The sequence below is a fragment of the Alphaproteobacteria bacterium genome (assembly GCA_020638555.1).
GTDB lineage: Bacteria > Pseudomonadota > Alphaproteobacteria > Bin95 > Bin95 > JACKII01.
The window spans coordinates 92,022-111,637 of the sequence record JACKII010000002.1 but is presented as its reverse complement, the minus strand read 5'-3'; the positions used below and the strand labels follow the sequence as shown (position 1 = coordinate 111,637).

The window sequence follows — 19,616 nt, the reverse complement described above, 5'->3', positions numbered from 1 at the left end:
CAGGAGGACAAACTTAGGCTAGGCGTAGTTCCCTTGGGATTCCAGCCCCAAGGCCCGAAAAAGGGCGGAAAATAGCGCTTGCGCACGCGCAAGGAATATTGCAGCGCATTGTAGGCAGGGTTAACCGCGGCAGAAAGGCCCTGGAAATCCTCTGGACAGCACGCGAGGGATCGCTTAAACACGCCGTCTCTCAGCGGCGCCCCGGCGCGCTGCCCGCCCAGGTAGCTCAGTTGGTAGAGCAGCGGACTGAAAATCCGCGTGTCGGTGGTTCGAATCCGCCCCTGGGCACCATTCTTTTCAATGAGTTAGTCGGAAAAAGAGGCGGTCACGAGTCGCTTTAGTCTCTTTTTAGTCACATAAATCTCTTGTGCATGAGTTAGTCACACTGGACGCTGACGTGCGGTGGGCTTCCCCCAAATTGCATCTCGCCTCCAAATTCGACCGATGATACGCTTTCGGTGCCTGGGTATTGTCGTAACCTAGGGCATCGCGATGCTCTCTCTGAATGGAGACATCGTGATGCGGATACTCTCAAAGCGTCAGGTCAAGGAGATGGTCCTGTATTCCCCTCAGCACATCGCGCGACTGGAGAAAGCCGGTCAATTCCCCAAGCGGGTACAGATCGGGCCTAACAGAGTGGGATGGGTTGAAGCGGAAGTGCTGGATTGGCTCCAGGAACGCCTGGACAGCCGCGAAGCGCCCAACCGACGCTCCGTCTAAGGAGCAAGGGTGACCGGGTGTGCACAACCCGGTCACCCGCCAAAATGCCTTCGAAAACTCCGAAGACTCTGTATCCCCATCTCATTGAATTTCCGATCCCTATCCATAGGGGCACATAGGAATCCGTTATTGAACCCAGGTTCATCGCCCTTTTCCGCGACTTCACCGTTTTCCAGGGTGAAATCCACCCGCTAAGACGGGGTGGATGGCCCCTTTACGCTAACCGTCATCAATCCTTGCTTGCATTCTTTCTATATTCAGGATGCAATCTCTGCCTATGTCTTTAACGATCCAAGCGGGGGCACGCTCATGGAACTATTATTTCGACGTGAACAATCGACCGGAAGCCTCGGTCGGGTAAATTTCAAACTCTGGGGTAAGATCGAACTCGATCAAGACGAGCAGGCCATAGTCAGGCGGTATAAGTTCGACGAAGCAATGTTGATTGATGCCTTTCAACCGACGCTGTTACGAAATGCCATTCTGATAGGCGTTGCTGCATTCATTGTTGTTGGCGGATTCTTCGCAATGAAGTTGACCGCTATGTTCGCAACTATCGTTGGCCTCATTGCCGGGTGTTTGGTGGGATACCTCTATTTTCACGAGAAGCGCGAGACGATCTATGTTCGCGATCTACTGCATGGTCGAAACTTCAGTTGCCCAAGCGTTGTCGAATTGGCCCGCAAGGAAGCTTGGCTCGCCTATGTGGTCGATTTCCTGCGGCAGGTGATGGAGAGCGCCAAGCACTGGGATGGAACAGAGCGCCGTACCGTCGAGCCGCTTCCCAAGGACGAAGCCCGGCAGGTAATCATCAGAGGGCTCTAGATGCCGGTTCACCTCGCCGCCCGTATGCATGCATTCGTCAACGGCTTCTTTCGCCCGACCGACGAGCAGGAAACCAGAGAACTCTATGGCCGAGTGGAAAGGCGGTTCCAAGAACATGACCTTGAGACAGTTGGCGGTCGCCGTGCGCTGATCGCGAGCCTCGCCGCGGAAGTGCTCGACACGTTCGACATACCGCCAGACCATCCTCAGGTCGAGGTGCTCACGGCCTTCATCGCACGGTTACTGGACTACGAGCAGTTGTTTCTGCTGCCGTTAGTTGATTGGACCGAGAGCCGATCGACATCTGCGTATTGGGATATCCGAGACGAATTGAACCGCCAGCGAGCGGTGGTCGATCAGTTCCATGAGTCACGCGAGCTGTTCGTTTGGGCCATCACAGCGATCTTTGACCCTGTCTATAGTGCTGCGCCAGCGCTCTTAGATGTGCCAAAAGGTGGAGACATTATCGTTCCAACCGAACTGATCCATAGTTTGGGTAATGTCGGAGACGTTTGTGAGTCGGTGGCAGAGGTAAGCTTTGCCGACGGCCTGACGAAGGCGGAGCTACTCTCGCGCCTTCGCGACCGTTTAGGCCGTAATTTGATTGCCGCCTCCGGTGGCAATCCAGCAGACCCCAAGAGCTTCAACCGCGCGCCGAAAATGCCGCGCAAATCGGACATCAAGGATCCCAAGGAACTTCTGGATACCTACCTCGGCGGCACACCGCTGCGGAATCTATTCGACCAATCGCTCCAGTTTGCCATTCCAACCAACTCCCGCTTTGAACACCACCACATCGTGGCGGGCTCCGGACACGGCAAAAGCCAGACGTTGCAGTACCTAATCTGCCAGGACCTGGAGGCCGTTGCCCGCGGTAAGCGCTCGATCGTCGTGATCGATAGCCAGGGTGATCTCATTCGCAATATCTCGCAATTGGCCGAATTTGCGCCCGGTGGCCCGTTGCATGACCGGGTGGTCATCATCGACCCCACAGATGTCGAATATCCGGTTTCGCTGAACCTGTTTGACGTCGGTATCGATCGCCTGAAGGGCTACGCACCGCTGGAGCGCGAGCGGCTCACCAACTCGATCCTTGAGCTCTATGATTTCGTGTTGGGAACGCTGCTTTCGGCTGAGATGACGCAAAAGCAAAACGTCATCTTCCGCTACGTCACACGCCTCATGCTCCACATTCCGGACGCGACCATCCACACGCTCCGGGAACTCATGGAACCCGGCAGCCACGTCAAATTCGCGACCCATATCGCCAAACTCGAAGGTACCGCCCGGCACTTTTTCGAGACCGAGTTTCCAGGCCGGGAATTCGAGCAGACCAAAAAGCAGGTGCTGCGGCGGCTCTGGGGCATTCTTGAGAACCAGACCTTCGAGCGGATGTTCAGCCATCCGCGCTCCAAGCTTGATCTCTTTTCCGAGATGAACGCTGGCAAGGTCATCCTGATCAACACCGCCAAGGATCTTCTCTGGGAACAGGGCACGGAAATCTTTGGTCGGTTTTTCATCGCGCTCATTGCCCAAGCGGCCCAGGAACGCGCCACCCTGCCGGAGCGCAATCGATTGCCCACATTCGTCTATATCGACGAAGCTGCCGATTACTTCGACCGCAACGTCGGTATCATTCTCTCCCAAGCCCGCAAATACAACGTCGGCATGGTGCTGGCGCACCAGTACCTCAGGCAGCTTGAACCTAAACCCAGGAAGCGGTCGCGGCCAATACGGCCATCAAGTTTGCCGGTGGTGTATCGGCCCGTGATGCCCGCACCCTTGCACCAATGCTCTATGCTGATCCGACCCTTATCGAGAGCCGGCCCAAAGGCAGCTTTGCGGCCCATATCCGCGGGTGACGCTGCATGCGCTACCGCTGCGGTTCCCGTTTGGCCACCTTGAGCAAAAAGAGCGGATGGGCGAGAGAGAGCGTGAGGCGCTCCAAGCCCGGATGCGGGACCGCTACGCTGTCCACTACACGGCGCTCTACGAGCGCGAGCCCGAGCCGGAAGCTGCCGACGCGCCCGAAAACGTAGCGCCAGAACCGGATCCGCCAAAGGCCAGCCAGACAAAGAAGAAGCCAAAATCGGCACCGCCGCTAGATGACGGCACCGCTCCCGGAGAGAGCTGGTAGCGGTGGTACTCGATACCTTAGGACGGCGCACGCGCCTGTTGCCCACCTCAACCGGCAAGAGCATCACGCTGCAACCCGCGGATCTTCTATGGTTCCAGAAACTCTATGAGCACGGACCGCTGCCGTCTTCGTATCTGCTGCAATTCAGTATGCATCTGCGGGTGAGCCGCAAACGCGCCACAGAGCGACTGACCGATCTCTTTAACGAGGAGACGACCAAGCATGGCGGCCCTTATCTCACCCGCCCGCTGCAGCAATTCCGCACCATCGACAGCCGGTACAACCAACTCGTCTACGATCTCGGCAAACCGGCGGTCACAGCCTTGCGCGATGCGTAAGCGATGCGCACGCCCCACGTTGCTGATTGTGTGATTGAGCGGTTGAACGATCCTGATGAGAAGGATCGTGAGATGAAACGTTTCGACCAAAACGACATCGGTTTGTTAGACGACGTTCGCGACCGTGTTTCGCGAATGGAGGTTCTGGAGGGACCGACGGGCCGTCGGTCTTGGCCGGACGATGTGAAGGCACGGATCGTGGCCGAGAGTTTCGAGTCTGGAGCGCGGGTGTGCGATGTGGCGCGGCGCCATGGCTGGCGCCCCAGCATCTCCACCTGGCGGGCCTGGCGCGCAAGCGGAAAGCTCGACGTCGCCATTGGGCCAGAGGATATGCCGGCTTTCGGCACTCGAGATTTTGACGACGAGGCTTCGGCATGTTCGACGCCGATCGAGATCGAGGCCGACGGCATCACGATCCGTCTCTCGGCGCCGACACGCCGGCCGATCGGATCGCCGAGATCGCCGCCGCCTTTGCGCCTCGCCCGGTGATCGTTCCTTCCAGGCGGTCAAGATCGTGATCGCAAACCAAGCCCGTGGACTTCCGCAAGGGCTATGACGGGCTTGCCGCCTATGTCGTCGAGAAGGAACTCGGGCTGAAGGCGCATTCCGATCGTCGTGGTCTTTCGTGCTAAGCGCGCCGACCGGATCAAGGTCCTGGTCTGGGATGGAAACGGGCTCGTGCTGACCTACAAGCGGCTGGAGGCGGGAAGTTCGCCTGGCCGGCGATCAAGGACGGTGGATGCGGCTGAAGGCGCAGTTCGAGGCCCTGTTCGAAGGGCTCGACTGGCGCTGGGTGGTATGGCCGGCGGGTGCCCGCCGGTTGCGACGGAGTGATTCAGGCGGCATCTCAAAGGCCGTCGGCCGGCGATCTGGCAGTATAATCCATGGCATGTCAGCCGCCCCAAGCGATCTCGATTTGAGCGTCCTGCCGCCGGAATACGTGGCGGCTTTTGAAACGCTGCAGACACAGATTGCCGCCCTGAGCCTCGACAATTCCGCCCTGGTGGTATCGAACCGGCGTCTTGAAGCGCTGATCAAGGAATTGCGTCATGCGCTGCACGGCCGGAAATCGGAGAAGCTGACAGTAGACGAGCGTCAGCTTGCGTTCGAAGATCTGGAGACTGCGGTGGCAGAGGTCGAAACCGCGTCGGCAGTAGCCCACGCGACGCCTTCAGCGTCGCGCCGCCCAAGACCGGCGGCTGTCAACCGCAACATCGGTAACCCGCTGGCGAGCATCTGCCTCGGATCGAGGAGATCATCGAGCCGGAGAGCCTCGAATGCCCCTGCGGTTGCGGGGCCATGCACCGGATCGGCGAAGACCGCACGGAGCGGCTCGACATTGTGCCGGCCCAGTTGCGCGTGATCGTGACCATCCGGCCGAAATACGCCTGCCGGATCTGCACCGACGGCGTGAGACAGGCGCCGGCGCGACCCTGGCTGATCGAAGGCGCGTTGCCCACGGAGGGCGCGATCGCCCACGTGCTGGTCTCGAAATATGCCGACCACTGTCCGCTTTATCGCCAATCCCAAATCCTGGCGCGTTCGGGCATTCAAATCGACCGCTCAACGCTGGCAGGATGGGTCGGCAAGGCAGCCTTCCACCTCGGCCCTGTCGTCGATCGTCTGGCCGAGCACCTGAAACGGTCGACCAAACTCTTTATGGACGAGACCACGGCGCCGGTCTTGGACCCAGGCAAGGGCAGAACCAAGACCGGATATTTTTGGACGCTGGCCCGCGACGATCGCCGCTGGGGCGGCTGGACCCACCGGGCGTCGTCTACTTCTACGCACCCGGCCGCGGCGGCGGACATGCCGAGACCTTCCTGGACGGCTTCGACGGCATTCTCCAGATCGACGGCTATGCCGGCTACAACCGGCTCACTGACTGTCGCGCAAGGGCGGCACTCCGCTCACTGTCGCCCACTGCTGGGCGCATGCGCGGCGCAAGCTCCGGGCGAGGTCTTCGAACGCGACGGCTCGGCCATCGCCCGCGAAGCGGGCTCGAGCGCATCGCCGGGTTCTGATGAGATCGAAGACGAGATCCGCGGCACCGATGCTGGCCACCGCCTGGCCGTCCGTCAAGCACGAACGGCGCACCTGGTCGCCAACTTCCGGGAATGGCTGAACGCTGCCCGCGCGCGGGTGTCTGCAAAATCGCGCCTGGGTGAAAAGCTCGGCTACATCCACCGCCATTGGGACGGGCTGCAGACCTTCCTGACCGACGGCCGCGTCGAGATCGACTCCAATGCCGTCGAGAACCTTGTGCGCCCGATTGCCCTCAACAGAAAGAACGCACTCTTCGCCGGCCACGACGAGGGCGCCAAGGCCTGGGGCCGGATTGCCTCCCTGATCGAAACGGCAAAGATCAACGGTGTCGAACCGTTCGCCTATCTGAAAGGGACACTCGAAGCCATCGCGGGCGGCCACCCCAACGACCGCCTCGACGAGCTCTTGCCCTGGAATTGGACACCTACGTCAAGCTGATTGCTACGTGGGCGCACGCATCGCTTACCGCGATGCTGGAGACCTGCCTCCAGTACAGGCCGCATCGGCTGGGCCATGGGTACACCGCTTCATGGTGGCGTGCGTGACCGCCTCGATCGAACTGGCCACACTTTCTCGCAATGATGTCTCATACATCGCCGGACATCGCGTGCTCTCGCGTGCCAAGGCAGAGCTCCGCCATCCGGTCTCAATTATTGATCCGCAGGCGCGGGACAGTGTCACCAAAGACCTGATCCCGGACGCGCTCTTTGGCCTGGAGTATCACACCCCCGATGGCAGCCGGTTCCGGTTTTTCGTCGTCGAATGCGACCGTGCCACCGAACCGGCCACGACGAAGCGTTTCAACCGTAAAAGCTGGCTCCGCAGTCTCCGGCAATATGAGGAATACATCGGGCGCTCACGATACAAGGATCACCTCAGGCTCACCGCGCCGCTTTTGGTTCTCAACGTCATCACCGATGAAACGCGCCTCAGCCAGCTGCTCGCGGTCACTGAAAAAAAGGCACCGGCAAGCGGCAACGCCTACCACCTATTCCAGACGATCGAAGGCTTCGGCCCGATCTTCCGGCCAACATTACCAATGCCAGGCTTGCTCGAAGGCCCTTGGCAGCGTGCGGGTCGCGAACCGTTTCAGATCGATCGGAGATAGTGCTTATCAGCCCCAATCTATGACGGCTAACCGCCGTGAAACACTCCTAAGAGGACAAAATCTTATGTGTATCAGCCAAAATTTGATAAAGTTTCCACAGGAAAACTCCACACATTATTCATATTTTCCAATTTGTTATCCGAAATCGGCTTCCTCCGACAGAGGACAACCGCACGATATGTGACGATTTGCCTTTGCAGCATTCGATTTAGCTTCTAACATCCGCTGCCAAATTTTGGCACGATGAACAGCGCTAAGTGCGGGCTTCTTCATCAAGCTAAGTTCGTGGCGCATAGTGGAATGGGGAAAATGACTACAACGAACGACGTTAACAGCCTGCTGATAGGCATGGTTGCCGCCACGGCAACTTTGATTTTAATTGTTGCAGCTCAATCTTTTGGTTTGAGATCGATCAAGGCGTTGAGAGGGCTGTGGGCAGAAAAAGTAATATTCTTAGGATTGACGACGCCAGCAAAAGATATGGTTCCGTTGTTGAATCGATATTTAAGTGAAGGCGATGTTCTTCAGCTAACTGGGTCCAATGGAGATTACATAAGGGGCAAAAATGGTAGTTACTTTAAGAACAATATACGGCGCTGGCTTAACGATGGCGTAAAAATAGAGTACTTTCTAACAAATGCCGACCCAAAATCGGTGCCTATTCTCAGGAAAATTGAATCTGATTTTCCCAATAAGTTTTCCCTATATGTATCTAGCACGTCTATTTCCAAAAGTGGCAAAGACCACAGAATTAACAATATTGCTGACTTGTTTCAAGACTTACACCCGATATTGCTCCACCTTAAGGGGGGCAAACGCGCGATGTTTATTGAATATGATCACCCACCTGGCTCTCCCGTTGCCTATGCGGCAAAGTTCGTACCTCCATCCGAGATGGATGCTGATGCGATTGAAGAGTTTGAATTTTATGAAGAACGCATTGCCGTACTGCGGCAAGAGGCGATCAACTGAGTTCTAAGCAACGAGAACACGCGTATTGGGGGTGGGATTTTGGAACAGCCTTTCCTTACTCTTTCCGGTATTGTGGCAGTTCTTATTGGCGTCACCATCTTGTCGATTGGCAGCTTCTCCCTAATTGCCGCCATTTCTACAGTCATATTCGCCAAATCCCGGAAGGAAATCAAGATTGAAGAAGGTAAAACACTCCCTCAAAATTTGAAAAATATTCAAAAGTTCCAACATCATACTCGATTTGCTCGTTTGGGACGAAATCTAATTTCACGTTACCCTGCTGTTGTAGGATTTTTGTTTGCAATGATTATGATCTCTTTCATTATTGTCTTCACAAAATTTTATTTAACATGGCAATATAATGAAAATTTTCTCCATCACGTTCTTCAAGATGTTCATGTGCAACGATTGACGTGGATCGAACAGTTGGCATACTATCTGCAGCAACATATAAACTTGGGTTTTGCTGGCATGGGATGCGTTATCATTTATGTTGTGGTAATATTTTCATGCACATGCCTTGGGCTGTTCTGTTGCATTAAAGTGCATAAGGACCTTTCAGGACAATAGAATCTTTGTCAATGTAATTTGCATCATTTGGTTGATTTATCCAACAAGTGCAGCGTTGAGCTGGTTTGTTGGATCAGAGGATCTAAATTGGAGTGCGCGATGCCATATATTTTTCTGTTCTTCGTGGGGCCCTTTATCGTGATTGAGATTTGGGCGCTAGTGTTCGGGATACCCGAGCTATGGGTCCCTAATTCCGTCGCATTAGTGATGGTCTCAATCGTCTATGCATGCGGCGTTCGAGCCGAGCACTCGCTAGAAGATGACTAGAGAACTCACATAGAAGGCTGCCCAAGTCTGGGCAGTCTTTTCCTTTCACTAAGCTTTACAACCTGTCCAGAACCTCAGCCGCATATGCCAATGCCTCAAAGTACGTCAGGTTTTTGGCGTCCTTCTCGAAACTCTTCCGCGGCTCCGGGCACCAGGCGCTGATCTCCGGGAACCGCTGCGCCAGCACCTTGGCTTCTTCATACCGGGTTCGATACTGCCGGGGCCGCGGCAGCTTCACATGGCGGATCGGTTCATCCGCTACCGCCTGCACCAGCGTCTGCAATAGCCTGAGGCTTTTGCCGCGCTTGCGGCAGCCTTGGCCGGGATCTTCGCAGGCGATTAGGTCCGGGTCATAGGTGGCAATGAGCACGCGCAGCTTTGAGCGAGCCTTCGTCGGGCAATCGGTAACTTGCCGCCACATCTGCCAGTCCCGTAGCTTCCCGTGCGCCACAAAGACGATCGCCATCTGCCCAGTCGATACAGCAAACGATAGGATGCGTTCATACTGTGCCGAAGTCCCCATATTCGGTTCTGATCAACCGCTCGCTCAAGGAGGTGAGCGTGTGTTGACGGTTAAAGGTGCTGATCCAGCGCACGGGCGGCATGGGCAAACTCGAGAGCCGTCCACCCAGTTCACGGGCTGCCAGCAGTTTTTCGGCAACCAAGAGGCTATCAAGGGGCCGGTCATAAATGAGCGACAGACGGCAGGCCTCAGATACGGTTGGCAGGCGGTCGCCACGCTCCATCCTGGAAATCCCGGCACGGTCGATTGATAAGAGATGGGCGCAGTCGGCTTGGGTAAGGCCGGACTTCCGGCGGGTTACTTTTAGATCAAGGGCGAGATCATTTTTCATATGCAAAGAAGAACTTAATTGGATAACGCCCGTACTCTATCGACCAGGAGCTCCAACCAAAACCACCCGGCATGTGCGCCGGAAGCCCATCCACACAACGCCCGAAGGAATAACGAGAAACGCAATGGCGGGAGCCATTGCGTCAGCGTTCGGGCGTGCGGATGGAAGGTATACCGGGAGGGTTATCCACTGGTTATCAATAGCTTAGCAAGCGACCAAACCCTGTCTACCACCCGCCGTGTGCAATCGCCTTGCCACGGACCATGCGCCAGCCGATTGGCAGAGGCTGCCTGACCGGATAGCCGATTTGACGATTCCGAATCCGCATCGCCTGACCTCACTGTCCACACCCCCAAAACACAAAACCGCCACCAGGTAGAAGACGCTGGTGGCGGCATGCGGTCAGTATTCACGCGCGAACATCACCGTGAGCACGCGGGCGGTGACCTCTGGATTGGCCGGATCTTCGGAACCGAATTGCAATGACGGGTCATAGCAATCGATTTTCCAGAAGATCGTTTCGGCTCCGAAGGTGAACGAGCCGAAATCATGTTCGCCATGGGGATCATTATCCGGCGTGAAGTCCGCGAAATTGCGCACGCGGTACATAATCGCCGCCAGCTCTGCATAAGGCAAAGCGGCAATCCCGGCGGACATGAGAAATTGTCCACCGATGCCGGTAGTGCGGAACTGATCGTTCAGCGCCGCGATCTTTGACGTGTCACTGGTACTCATAGGCAGTCTCCCTTGCGACGCACGCCCGAAGGATTTCCGGCGCACGAGGGCAAGGGAGACGTCCGCTTAAAAGAACTGATCTGCCGGTAGTATGGCACCGCCGCGAAGAACCAAAACCCCCCGGCATGCTTGGGGACAGCACGCGCCGGGTGGTCGTGCGAACAGTCAGTTTCTGTGAGGATGGGCATCGAACATGCGCCCAATCTCGACCATTCTTGGAGATGCCTATTTCCGCCGCGGGCGCAAACCGTTTGGCATGCACGTCACCGACCGCCTCCAACACCTGTACCTGGTCGGACAAACCGGCGTCGGCAAATCGACCTTGCTCGGGCAATTGGCGCGCCAGGACGCCGCCTCCGGCCAGGGATTGTGCCTCTTAGATCCCCATGGCGACCTCGCCAGTGAATTGGCCGCCAGCGTGCCTAATTGCCTGTATTGGAACCCAGCTGATCCGGAGTGCCGGTTTGGATACAACCCACTCACTACCGTCTCGGCTCAACATCGTCCGCTGGTCGTGTCCGGGCTGATTGAAACCTTGAAAAAGCAGTGGGCCGATGCCTGGGGGCCGCGCATGGAGCATTTGCTGCGCTACGCGCTTTTGGCGCTTCTCGAACAACCGCGCACTGATCTACGGGATGTGCTGCCGCTCTTCATCGACACCGAGTTTCAGCGTAAGCGCTGCGAGCGCCCCACGTAGCGATCAGCTTGACGTTGACGCCCAGTTCCAGGGCAAGAGCTCGTCGAGACGGTCGTTGGGGTGGCCGTGGGCTATCGCTTCGAGTGTCGCTTTCAGATAGGCGAACGGTTCGACACCGTTGATCTTCGCCGTTTCGATCAGGGAGGCAATCCGGCCCCACGCTTTGGCGCCCTCGTCGTGGCCGGCGAAGAGTGCATTCTTTCTGTTGAGGGCAATCGGGCGCACGAGGTTCTCGACGGCATTGGAGTCGATCTCGACCCTGCCGTCGGTCAGGAAGGTCTGCAGTCCGTCCCAAAGGCGGTGGATGTAGCCGAGCTTTTCGCCCAGGCGCGATTTTGCGGACACCCGCGCGCGGGCGCTGGTCAGCCATTCCCGGAAGTCGGCGACCAGGTGCGCCGTTCGTGCCTGGCGCACGGCGAGGCGATGGCCGGCATCGGTACCGCGGATCTCGTCTTCGATCTCGTAGAACCCGGCGATGCGCTCGAGCCCTTCGCGGGCGATGGCCGAGCCGTCGCGTTCGAAGACCTCGCGGAGCTTGCGCCGCGCATGCGCCCAGCAGTGGGCGACAGTGAGCGGAGTGCCGCCCTTGCGCGACAGTCGAGTGAGCCGGTTGTAGCCGGCATAGCCGTCGATCTGGAGAATGCCGTCGAAGCCGTCCAGGAAGGTCTCGGCATGTCCGCCGCCGCGGCCGGGTGCGTAGAAGTAGACGACGCCCGGTGGGTCCGGGCCGCCCCAGCGGCGATCGTCGCGGGCCAGCGTCCAAAAATATCCGGTCTTGGTTCTGCCCTTGCCTGGGTCCAAGACCGGCGCCGTGGTCTCGTCCATAAAGAGTTTGGTCGACCGTTTCAGGTGCTCGGCCAGACGATCGACGACAGGGCCGAGGTGGAAGGCTGCCTTGCCGACCCATCCTGCCAGCGTTGAGCGGTCGATTTGAATGCCCGAACGCGCCAGGATTTGGGATTGGCGATAAAGCGGACAGTGGTCGGCATATTTCGAGACCAGCACGTGGGCGATGGCGCCCTCCGTGGGCAACGCGCCTTCGATCAGCCAGGACCGCGCCGGCGCCTGCCTCACGCCGTCGGTGCAGGTCCGGCAGGCGTATTTCGGCCGGATGGTGACGATCACGCGCAACTGGGCCGGCACAATGTCGAGCCGCTCCGTGCGGTCTTCGCCGATCCGGTGCATGTTTCCACAGCCGCAGGGACACTCGAGGCTTTCCGGCTCGATCACCTCCTCGATCCGGGGCAGATGCTCTGGCAGGTTGCCAATGTTGCGGTTGACAGGCGCGCGCCTCGGGCGCGACGCTGAAGGCGTCGCGTGGGCCGCTTCCGAGGCGGCCTCGATCTCTTCGATCGCGACCGTGAGATCTTCAAACGCAAGCTGGCGCTCATCGGCAGTCAGCTTCTCCGACGTCCGGCCGTGCAGCGCATGGCGCAGTTCCTTGATCAGCGCTTCAAGACGCCGGTTTGATACCGCCAGGGCGGAATTGTCCGAGCTCAAGGCGGCAATCTGTGCCTGCTGCGCTTCGAAGGCCGCCCGATATTCCGGCGGTAGGACGCTCAGGTCGAGATCGCTTGGGGCAGCTGACATGCCATGGATTATACCGCCGGATCGCCGGCCCATGGCCTTCGCGATACCGCCTGACTCACTCCGTCGCCGCTATTCCGTGAGGAGCGGCGGGCGTACCCGCCGGCCATGGACCCTCCGCCAATCGAGCCCCTCGAAAAGAGCCTCAAACTGCGCCTTCGAAAGCCGCATCACACCGTCCTTGATCGCCGGCCAGGCGAACTTCCCCGCCTCCAGCCGCTTGTAGGTCAGCACAAGCCCGTTTCCATCCCAGACCAGGATCTTGATCCGGTCGGCGCGCTTGGCACGAAAGACCACGACGATCCCGGAATGCGCCTTCAGCCCGAGTTCCTTCTCGACATAGGCGGCCAGGCCGTCATGGCCTTTGCGGAAGTCGACCGGCTTGGTTGCGATCACGATCTTGACCGCCTGGAAGGGAACGATCACCGGGCGAGGCGCAAGGCGGCGGCGATCTCGGCGATCCGATCGGCCGGCGTGTCGGCGCCAAGACGGACCGTGATGCCGTCGGCCTCGATCTCAATCAGTACAGACGTTCCCGCCGTGCCTTCTTCCATGATCTCGACTGTGGCGAAGGCCGGAAGATCGTCATGCCCGATGGCAACGTCGAGTTCTCCCTTTCGCGCCAGGCCCCGCCAGGTCGACAGATGCTGCGGTGCCAGCCCATGGCTCCGGGCGACATCGCACACCCGTGCCCCCGGCTCGAAACTCTCAGCCACGATCCGTGCCTTCACATCGTCCGGCCAAGACCGACGGCCGGTCGGCCCCTCCAGAACCTCCATTCGCGTAACACGGTCGCGAACGTCGTCTAACAAACCGATGTCGTTTTGGTCGAAACGTTTCATCTCACGATCCTTCTCATCAGGATCGTTTCAACCGCTCCATCACACAATCAGCAACGTGGGGCGTGCGCATCGCTTACGTTTCAGCGCCAGGTGGTGCAAGAGCTCAGCGACGAGCAGGTGCGCGGGTTTTGGGAGCAGGAATACACGGCGCTTCGATACAAGAACGCCACCGATGCGGTCGCGCCGATCGCCAATAAGCTCGGCGCGTTTCTGGCCCACCCCTTGGTGCGGCAAGCGGTATGCGAACCCACCGAACCAATCCGTTTCCGGCGGATCATGGATGAAGGCCAGGCGCTCATCGTCAACTTGGCTGCTGGTCGATTGGGAGCGGATACGGCCAACGTGCTCGGCGGCTTGATCCTTTCGGGGATTGCTAATGCCGCCTTAAGCCGGGCGGACAGCACCACGCGCCGTCCGTTCTTTGTCTATGTCGATGAGTTTCATAGCTTCTCAAGCGGCAGCCTGATGGCCATGCTGCCTCAGTTGCGCAAATACGGCATCGGCATCACGTTGGCCCACCAATACCTGGAGCAGGTCGAGCGGCCCCTCTTGGCGGCGGTGTTGGGCAACGTCGGCAGCCTGATGGTGTTCCGGGTCGGCGCTGCCGACGCGCCATTTCTCGCCAACCAGATGGCCATCGATAATCCGCGCAATCTTACCGGCCTTGCCAACTATGAGTGCTACGCCCGCGTTATGGTTGATGGCGTGCGCACCGATGCGTTCACGGCATTCGTGCACGCGCCGGGTGGCGGTGGACAACAAGCAGGGGCGGCAAACTGATGGATATGGAAATGGATCCTCGCCTCGAAGCCCATCTGAAGTTCCACCGAGAGATTTACACGGTATCCGTCCAATCTTGCTGCTCTTGCTTTGGAGCGGCTCAACCAGACGCACCCCGCGCACTACACATGGACGGCGTCGAGTAGGTTTGAGGGGTTGTGGTGACACCTATCGGATACAATCAATATCAATAATCGCCGCCGGTCTTTGCACAATGTCTGTTTGCAATATTCTTAATTCACACCCGTCATCTCCTATTGTTAATCCCATTAGGTTTGGCGGATTTCTTATTTCTCTGATATCCACCCAAATTCCATTCTCTTTTTTGTACACTTTTACGAATATCTCTGATTTATTTTTATTTAATTTATTATTCCATAATCCCTTTTCGTAATACTTCACAATGAATGTTGCGAGCGCAAATATCCTCCCGTCCGCGACTACCTTATCTATTACCTTTGCTTCTAGCGCCCAACCTTCTCCATATTTATCAAAATTATTTAGGTATAACCCATTAAATATCGTGTGGGTCGGCTGCAGCGCCTCAGCATCATTACGTAAGTCTTCCGCCTCTCCCGCTCCTTGAAGCACCTCTTGCTCCAATTGCTCCATCAACACCTGCTTCTCGTGCTCTGACCCACTTTCTTCCATTGCCACAGCTACCGCCCCCAATGCAATCGTACATATCACGATCACCCCAGACACATTTCTAATTTTTCTTTTCATTTTTATGTCTCTTATCCTTGCGACGCCTTCTAGTCATTATACCTGCTATACCACTTAACATTAGCATAGCAATGACAATTGGTGGTTCACTAGTTTGCACGACCAGAGGACGTTGCGACCATTCAACCAGACCTGTATTCATAAATGACAACCCTGTAACAAATCCATTTACGTCATTTGGATCTAGCATTAGATCCAAATCCACCCCTTCTACGCGAAAGAAATCGACACCATTTAAAAATCCCATATCCGCAAAGAGATACTCTACACCGCCAATGACATCGGCAAAGTAGATGGGATCATCGAGTGCGCCAAACCACAACGAGTATGCGTTATCACCCAAAATCGGAAATATAACACTCCTGAAAAGCGTTCCATTCAGACCCACAAAATCATAGCCGAACACGAATTCCGGATCGCTCCACACAACTTGTGTCACGTCTGTCGTAACAAACTGGAATTCCCAATTACCATCTTGAACGTCGGGCAATAAAGGATTGTCCGGAGTGACGCCTGGCGCCATCCCATCGCGAAATGGGAAATACCACACGCCATCGTTACTAATGTTAGAGCGGCTGTTTAGTGTTAGTACCGATGAGGTACCTGATCCAATCAGTGTCTGTGGCGCTCCATTCGGCCCACCAGTGTAACCTGCAAACGCCGGCGTCCCACCTAAACCATTTGCACCCCCACTTGCATCTCCTGTCGTCCACTCTAATTGACCATATCGGAATTCTACATCTGTGTTGTCTCCAACGAGGTCATTTCGATCTCTTATTATTAATTGGAATGTGTTTTTCTTGCTGGCATCCGCTGCATAAAAACCCACTTCGTTCCAAGTTACCACAGCTGTATCAGCAGTTGGCACAGCTAAATAGACCTCGCCGCAATCTGCACATCGCGTGTCCACATCTCCCCAATATGGGGCAATCATATCAACCGGAAGATTGCTAAACCCTGTCGGGGTGAATGCTCTGTAATCGTCACCAAATGTTACATTCCCATTGTTGTTGATAAACATCCGATCATATATGTTGCCATTCAAGTTAATAGAAAATGGCAAGGTGATTTCCGACGACGAGCCATCATCATTGCGTGTCATTGCCAAAGTGCCATAACCAGCATCACCACCGAGGCCTGACATTATCACATTATTATCAGCTAATGATTTCAAATCGGATACAATGTAATCACGAATGTCCGGGCTTCCATCAATCGTACTATGATTTATGGATGCGTCCCCAAACATAATATTTGCGTTAATATTTTCAGATCCAGTAACATTTCTTTCACCAGTTATTCCTCCTCCAGTCTGGAAGAAATTCTTCGCCACCTCTACATTATCTGGAACTATCTGAGGCCCACTTGAGACTACATCATTTATACTAAGAGCCGCACATCCTGCCACGTTATCCGCAGCGTAAGTGCCAGTCCCACCACACCGTACGGGGTCAAGTTGCACAAGTCTTTTTATATTTTTGTCTTGTTGGTCCAAATTATTAGCTACGCGAAGCGCTTGATACCCGCCCCTACTGTACCCAATTAAATAATTTTGCGAATTGGGAAATAGATTAAAGTAGTTGGTTGCCTCATCAACTGCATCCCATTGGAAAATGCGTGAGAAATAGTTTTCACCACGCAACTGGTCTCGTATACTGGAGTTCAAATTAGCAATGTCTTCAGGATTGCCAAAGCCAAATGCCTCATAACCCTCCATAATACCAATAACGATGTTATCGGAAAGGGCAGGCGAACTTAACGCAGTTATTCCACCAAACACAACTGCAGCCCGCGTAATTCTGTTGTATTTCATACTACCCCCCTATACATCCCAAATCCAAGCACGACATTCATTGATAGGCTAGCGACATTAGACAGAAACCTCAAGCGGATATTTCGAATTTATAGTTCTTTTATATACAGATCTATAATATTGAAATTTATGCAAAACCTGAAATGCGATTTCAATTATGGTACCAATAGTTGATTTTAACTTCTATTGAAAGTAGGTTGTATTGCAACTCAACACCAGAGCAAAATACCGCAAGATTTGGACGCCTCCGTGCATCCCCGAACTAGGCCGTCGACTCATAAACGCGCAATCGGATGCGGATGGCCGCGAGCTTGATCATGGCGAGGTAAGTTGAGCCGAGCTTGTCGTAGCGGGTTGCGATACGACGGAAATATTTGAGTTTGTTGAAGAAGCGCTCGATGAGGTTACGCTCCCGGTACAAGGCAGGGCTAAAGCAAATGGGGTGTTTCCGGTTCGACCTGGCGGGAATATTGGCCCAGGCTCCAGCAGCGTACAGCGTCTCCCGTATCCAGTCGGCATCGTAGGCTTTGTCGGCCAGTAGCATCTCGCCGGAATCGATGGCGGATAGCAGATCCTCTGCCGCCCTGGCGTCATGCATTTGGCCGGGCGAAATCGCGAGGCGCACCGGCAGGCCACGGCCATCGACTACAGCATGGATTTTCGTTGTAAGACCACCCCGGCTTCGTCCGAGACAACGATCTGGGTGGCTTTTTTTAACGTCGCTGCCGAGTGATGGACGCGGACACTTGTGCCGTCGATCATCTTGATGCCGTCACCATAAGCATCTGTGATCGCGTCCATAATCTGGTCCCAGATGCCCGCCTTGGTCCAGCGGCGGAAACGGTTGTAGCAGGTCGTAACCGGGCCGTAGCGCTCCGGAAGGTCGGCCCAGGGCGCACCGGAGCGCAAGACCCAGAATATGCCGTTCAAAACGCGCCGGTCATCGACACGGGGAACACCGCGGGACTTCTGGGGCAGAACCGGCTGAATGACCGACCACTCGGCATCCGTGAGATCGTAGCGTGCCATGGACAATCCTCCTCCAGCACGCTTGAATCCGATTTGTCCACCTTTGGGAATCCCCAATGGCCGTTTATGAGTGCACGGCCTAGGCTCCACGCCCTGACAGATGCGCGTGGTCGTCCGCCGGTATTCCGCCTGACCGGCGGGCAGCGCGCGGACTGTAAGAGCCTGATTCAAAAGTTCAGCTGCAATAGCAATACCTTGCGAGACGGCGGGTCATGAGGCAGATGCTGGCGATATAGGCCCATGCGGTGGCGCTTTCGATGGTTCGCTCCCAGTCTTTGGCCAACCGCCGGCAGCGGCCGAGCCATGCGAAGGTCCGTTCGACCACCCAGCGGCGTGGCAGGATCTCGAAGCCTTTGGCGGTGGCGCTCCTTCGGATGATGTCGATCGTCCACTCACCACTGCCCTTGAGGGTCCGTTTCAGCTTGTCCCCGGCATAGCCGCCATCGGCAAAGACATGGCGCAGCCACGGGAACCGGAACCGGGCGGCCTTCAATACCCCCGGTGCGCCATCACGGTCCTGCACATCGGCCCCAAGGACGAGGATCACCAGCAGCAATCCTAGGATGTCGGTCAGGATGTGGCGTTTGCGGCCCTTCACCTTCTTGCCCGCGTCATACCCCGAAATCCCGCCGCTTTCGGTGGTCTTGACGCTCTGACTGTCGATCACGCCGGCGGTGGGACTGGCCTCCCGGCCTTCCAACTCTCGGGCGGCCATTGTCAGCAATCCGTTGATCGTCTCGAACAGGCCCAGATCACGCCAGGCGTAGAAATAGCCCTGCACCGTGCTCACCGGCGGAAAATCCTTCGGCAACGCACGCCACTGACAACCGCTCGACCCGAGATAGAGGATCGCATTCATCACCTCGCGCAGGTCGACTGACCGCGGCCGCCCACCGAGCTTGGCCGGAGGCAAGAGCGGCGCAATCAGCCGCCATTCCTGATCCAGCATATCGCTTGGATAGCGACACGTGCGACGACTATGCTCAACCCGAGCGGTATCGGTCCAAGGCACCTGATCCTCCATCTCTTCGCAAAGACGGTGAATCACAACCTACTGATATCGCTCAACCTCTTTTCGGTCAGGCTCTTAGGCGGCGGAACCATTGCTGGAGCATTTGCCGCCCGGCGTCCACCTGTTGGCCGACCGCGCCTACGACAGCGACCTGAACCGCTCCTTGGTCTATGCCGCCGGTGCGGTTCCCAACATCCCTTCCAAGCGCAACAGGGCCTTCCGGCCTCCGTTCAGCCCTTTCCTCTATCGTGCGCGTAACGCGATCGAGCGCATGTTCTGCCGCATCGCAACCCGGTACGACAAGCTCGCAAGCTCATAACTGGCAGCCGTCCATATTGCAGCGATCATTTGCTATTGGCTATGAGGCTGAAGCCTAAACAACTAGGGAAGATTTTCTGAATTGATAGAGCCCTTGGATCGAGGAGTTGACCGACGGCTCAGCATTCCGGCTTTTGGGATTTTGAGGATCGGTTGGCGCAGTTGTCGGCCCATGGCCATCCTTTGAAAAAGCTGGACGCGACGGTCGATTTCTAGTTTGTCCGCTGCGATGTGGCGGCA

Annotated in this window: 22 protein-coding genes, 1 tRNA gene and 1 pseudogene; 14 read left to right on the top strand and 10 right to left on the bottom strand. The window is 56.5% G+C overall.

The window, feature by feature from the left end:
- Positions 1–215 precede the first annotated feature (215 nt).
- The 11 genes and pseudogenes from H6844_06655 to H6844_06605 all read left to right on the top strand — a co-directional run bounded on the left by H6844_06655 (position 216) and on the right by H6844_06605 (position 8,716).
- Positions 216–291 (top strand) — tRNA-Phe (locus tag H6844_06655).
- A gap of 228 nt (positions 292–519) precedes the next feature.
- Complete coding sequence (locus H6844_06650) at positions 520–720, top strand: AlpA family phage regulatory protein (GenBank protein MCB9929075.1); 201 nt, start codon at positions 520–522, stop codon at positions 718–720.
- A gap of 201 nt (positions 721–921) precedes the next feature.
- Positions 922–1,545, top strand: a complete 624-nt coding sequence (locus H6844_06645; GenBank protein ID MCB9929074.1) for a hypothetical protein — start codon at positions 922–924, stop codon at positions 1,543–1,545.
- Positions 1,546–3,450: an ATP-binding protein gene (locus H6844_06640; GenBank protein MCB9929073.1), complete on the top strand. Its 1,905-nt coding sequence runs from the start codon at positions 1,546–1,548 to the stop codon at positions 3,448–3,450. It begins immediately after the preceding gene.
- 234 nt (positions 3,451–3,684) lie between these two features.
- Positions 3,685–4,020: a hypothetical protein gene (locus tag H6844_06635; protein MCB9929072.1), complete on the top strand. Its 336-nt coding sequence runs from the start codon at positions 3,685–3,687 to the stop codon at positions 4,018–4,020.
- A gap of 72 nt (positions 4,021–4,092) precedes the next feature.
- Positions 4,093–4,509 (top strand): transposase, encoded by a 417-nt coding sequence (locus H6844_06630; protein ID MCB9929071.1) that lies wholly within the window; start codon positions 4,093–4,095, stop codon positions 4,507–4,509.
- A 126-nt stretch (positions 4,510–4,635) separates the two neighbouring features.
- The gene (locus H6844_06625; GenBank protein ID MCB9929070.1) at positions 4,636–4,854 is read left to right on the top strand and encodes an IS66 family insertion sequence element accessory protein TnpB; all 219 of its coding nucleotides are present in this window, start codon (positions 4,636–4,638) and stop codon (positions 4,852–4,854) included.
- 55 nt (positions 4,855–4,909) lie between these two features.
- Positions 4,910–6,504: pseudogene (locus H6844_06620) on the top strand (IS66 family transposase).
- Positions 6,505–6,607: 103 nt separating this feature from the next.
- On the top strand, positions 6,608–7,174 hold the full coding sequence (locus H6844_06615) for a replication-relaxation family protein (protein ID MCB9929069.1): 567 nt from the start codon (positions 6,608–6,610) through the stop codon (positions 7,172–7,174).
- Positions 7,175–7,483: 309 nt separating this feature from the next.
- Positions 7,484–8,146 (top strand): hypothetical protein, encoded by a 663-nt coding sequence (locus tag H6844_06610; GenBank protein MCB9929068.1) that lies wholly within the window; start codon positions 7,484–7,486, stop codon positions 8,144–8,146.
- A 39-nt stretch (positions 8,147–8,185) separates the two neighbouring features.
- On the top strand, positions 8,186–8,716 hold the full coding sequence (locus H6844_06605) for a hypothetical protein (protein MCB9929067.1): 531 nt from the start codon (positions 8,186–8,188) through the stop codon (positions 8,714–8,716).
- A 322-nt stretch (positions 8,717–9,038) separates the two neighbouring features.
- Here H6844_06605 and H6844_06600 read toward each other — a convergent pair whose 3' ends face one another.
- From H6844_06600 to H6844_06590, 3 genes are all read right to left on the bottom strand, one after another.
- The gene (locus H6844_06600; GenBank protein MCB9929066.1) at positions 9,039–9,449 is read right to left on the bottom strand and encodes a hypothetical protein; all 411 of its coding nucleotides are present in this window, start codon (positions 9,447–9,449) and stop codon (positions 9,039–9,041) included.
- A 34-nt stretch (positions 9,450–9,483) separates the two neighbouring features.
- Positions 9,484–9,837: a helix-turn-helix transcriptional regulator gene (locus tag H6844_06595; protein MCB9929065.1), complete on the bottom strand. Its 354-nt coding sequence runs from the start codon at positions 9,835–9,837 to the stop codon at positions 9,484–9,486.
- A 402-nt stretch (positions 9,838–10,239) separates the two neighbouring features.
- The gene (locus H6844_06590) at positions 10,240–10,572 is read right to left on the bottom strand and encodes a DUF3768 domain-containing protein (protein MCB9929064.1); all 333 of its coding nucleotides are present in this window, start codon (positions 10,570–10,572) and stop codon (positions 10,240–10,242) included.
- A 193-nt stretch (positions 10,573–10,765) separates the two neighbouring features.
- On the opposite strand from H6844_06590, the gene H6844_06585 reads away from it, so the two are divergent.
- A complete protein-coding gene (locus tag H6844_06585) occupies positions 10,766–11,269 on the top strand; it encodes a type IV secretion system DNA-binding domain-containing protein (protein MCB9929063.1) in 504 nt (167 codons plus the stop codon).
- Positions 11,270–11,272: 3 nt separating this feature from the next.
- Here the strand turns inward: H6844_06585 and H6844_06580 are convergent, their stop codons facing one another.
- The 3 genes from H6844_06580 to H6844_06570 form a co-directional block, all read right to left on the bottom strand.
- The gene (locus H6844_06580) at positions 11,273–12,859 is read right to left on the bottom strand and encodes an IS66 family transposase (GenBank protein ID MCB9929062.1); all 1,587 of its coding nucleotides are present in this window, start codon (positions 12,857–12,859) and stop codon (positions 11,273–11,275) included.
- Between the two features lie 69 nt (positions 12,860–12,928).
- The gene (gene tnpB, locus H6844_06575) at positions 12,929–13,282 is read right to left on the bottom strand and encodes an IS66 family insertion sequence element accessory protein TnpB (protein ID MCB9929061.1); all 354 of its coding nucleotides are present in this window, start codon (positions 13,280–13,282) and stop codon (positions 12,929–12,931) included.
- Complete coding sequence (locus tag H6844_06570) at positions 13,279–13,698, bottom strand: transposase (protein ID MCB9929060.1); 420 nt, start codon at positions 13,696–13,698, stop codon at positions 13,279–13,281. Before H6844_06570 ends, tnpB begins: the two co-directional genes overlap by 4 nt.
- Here H6844_06570 and H6844_06565 point away from each other — a divergent pair.
- A complete protein-coding gene (locus tag H6844_06565) occupies positions 13,681–14,478 on the top strand; it encodes a type IV secretory system conjugative DNA transfer family protein (protein MCB9929059.1) in 798 nt (265 codons plus the stop codon). The genes H6844_06570 and H6844_06565 overlap by 18 nt on opposite strands.
- A gap of 168 nt (positions 14,479–14,646) precedes the next feature.
- Here H6844_06565 and H6844_06560 read toward each other — a convergent pair whose 3' ends face one another.
- From H6844_06560 to H6844_06545, 4 genes are all read right to left on the bottom strand, one after another.
- Positions 14,647–15,204 carry a hypothetical protein gene (locus H6844_06560; GenBank protein MCB9929058.1) on the bottom strand — a complete coding sequence of 186 codons (558 nt, stop codon included), beginning with the start codon at positions 15,202–15,204 and terminating at the stop codon, positions 14,647–14,649.
- Entirely contained in the window at positions 15,188–17,017 is a 1,830-nt protein-coding gene (locus H6844_06555; protein MCB9929057.1) for a hypothetical protein, read from the bottom strand. Before H6844_06555 ends, H6844_06560 begins: the two co-directional genes overlap by 17 nt.
- A gap of 262 nt (positions 17,018–17,279) precedes the next feature.
- Positions 17,280–18,046 (bottom strand): IS5 family transposase gene (locus H6844_06550; GenBank protein MCB9929056.1). Its coding sequence is split into 2 segments (ribosomal slippage): positions 17,280–17,731 and positions 17,731–18,046, totalling 768 coding nucleotides; the frame shifts between segments, so codons are not numbered across the junction.
- A 175-nt stretch (positions 18,047–18,221) separates the two neighbouring features.
- A complete protein-coding gene (locus H6844_06545) occupies positions 18,222–19,058 on the bottom strand; it encodes an IS5 family transposase (GenBank protein ID MCB9929055.1) in 837 nt (278 codons plus the stop codon).
- A 91-nt stretch (positions 19,059–19,149) separates the two neighbouring features.
- Between H6844_06545 and H6844_06540 the strand changes: the two genes are divergently transcribed.
- Positions 19,150–19,377: a transposase gene (locus H6844_06540; GenBank protein MCB9929054.1), complete on the top strand. Its 228-nt coding sequence runs from the start codon at positions 19,150–19,152 to the stop codon at positions 19,375–19,377.
- Positions 19,378–19,616: the final 239 nt, after the last annotated feature.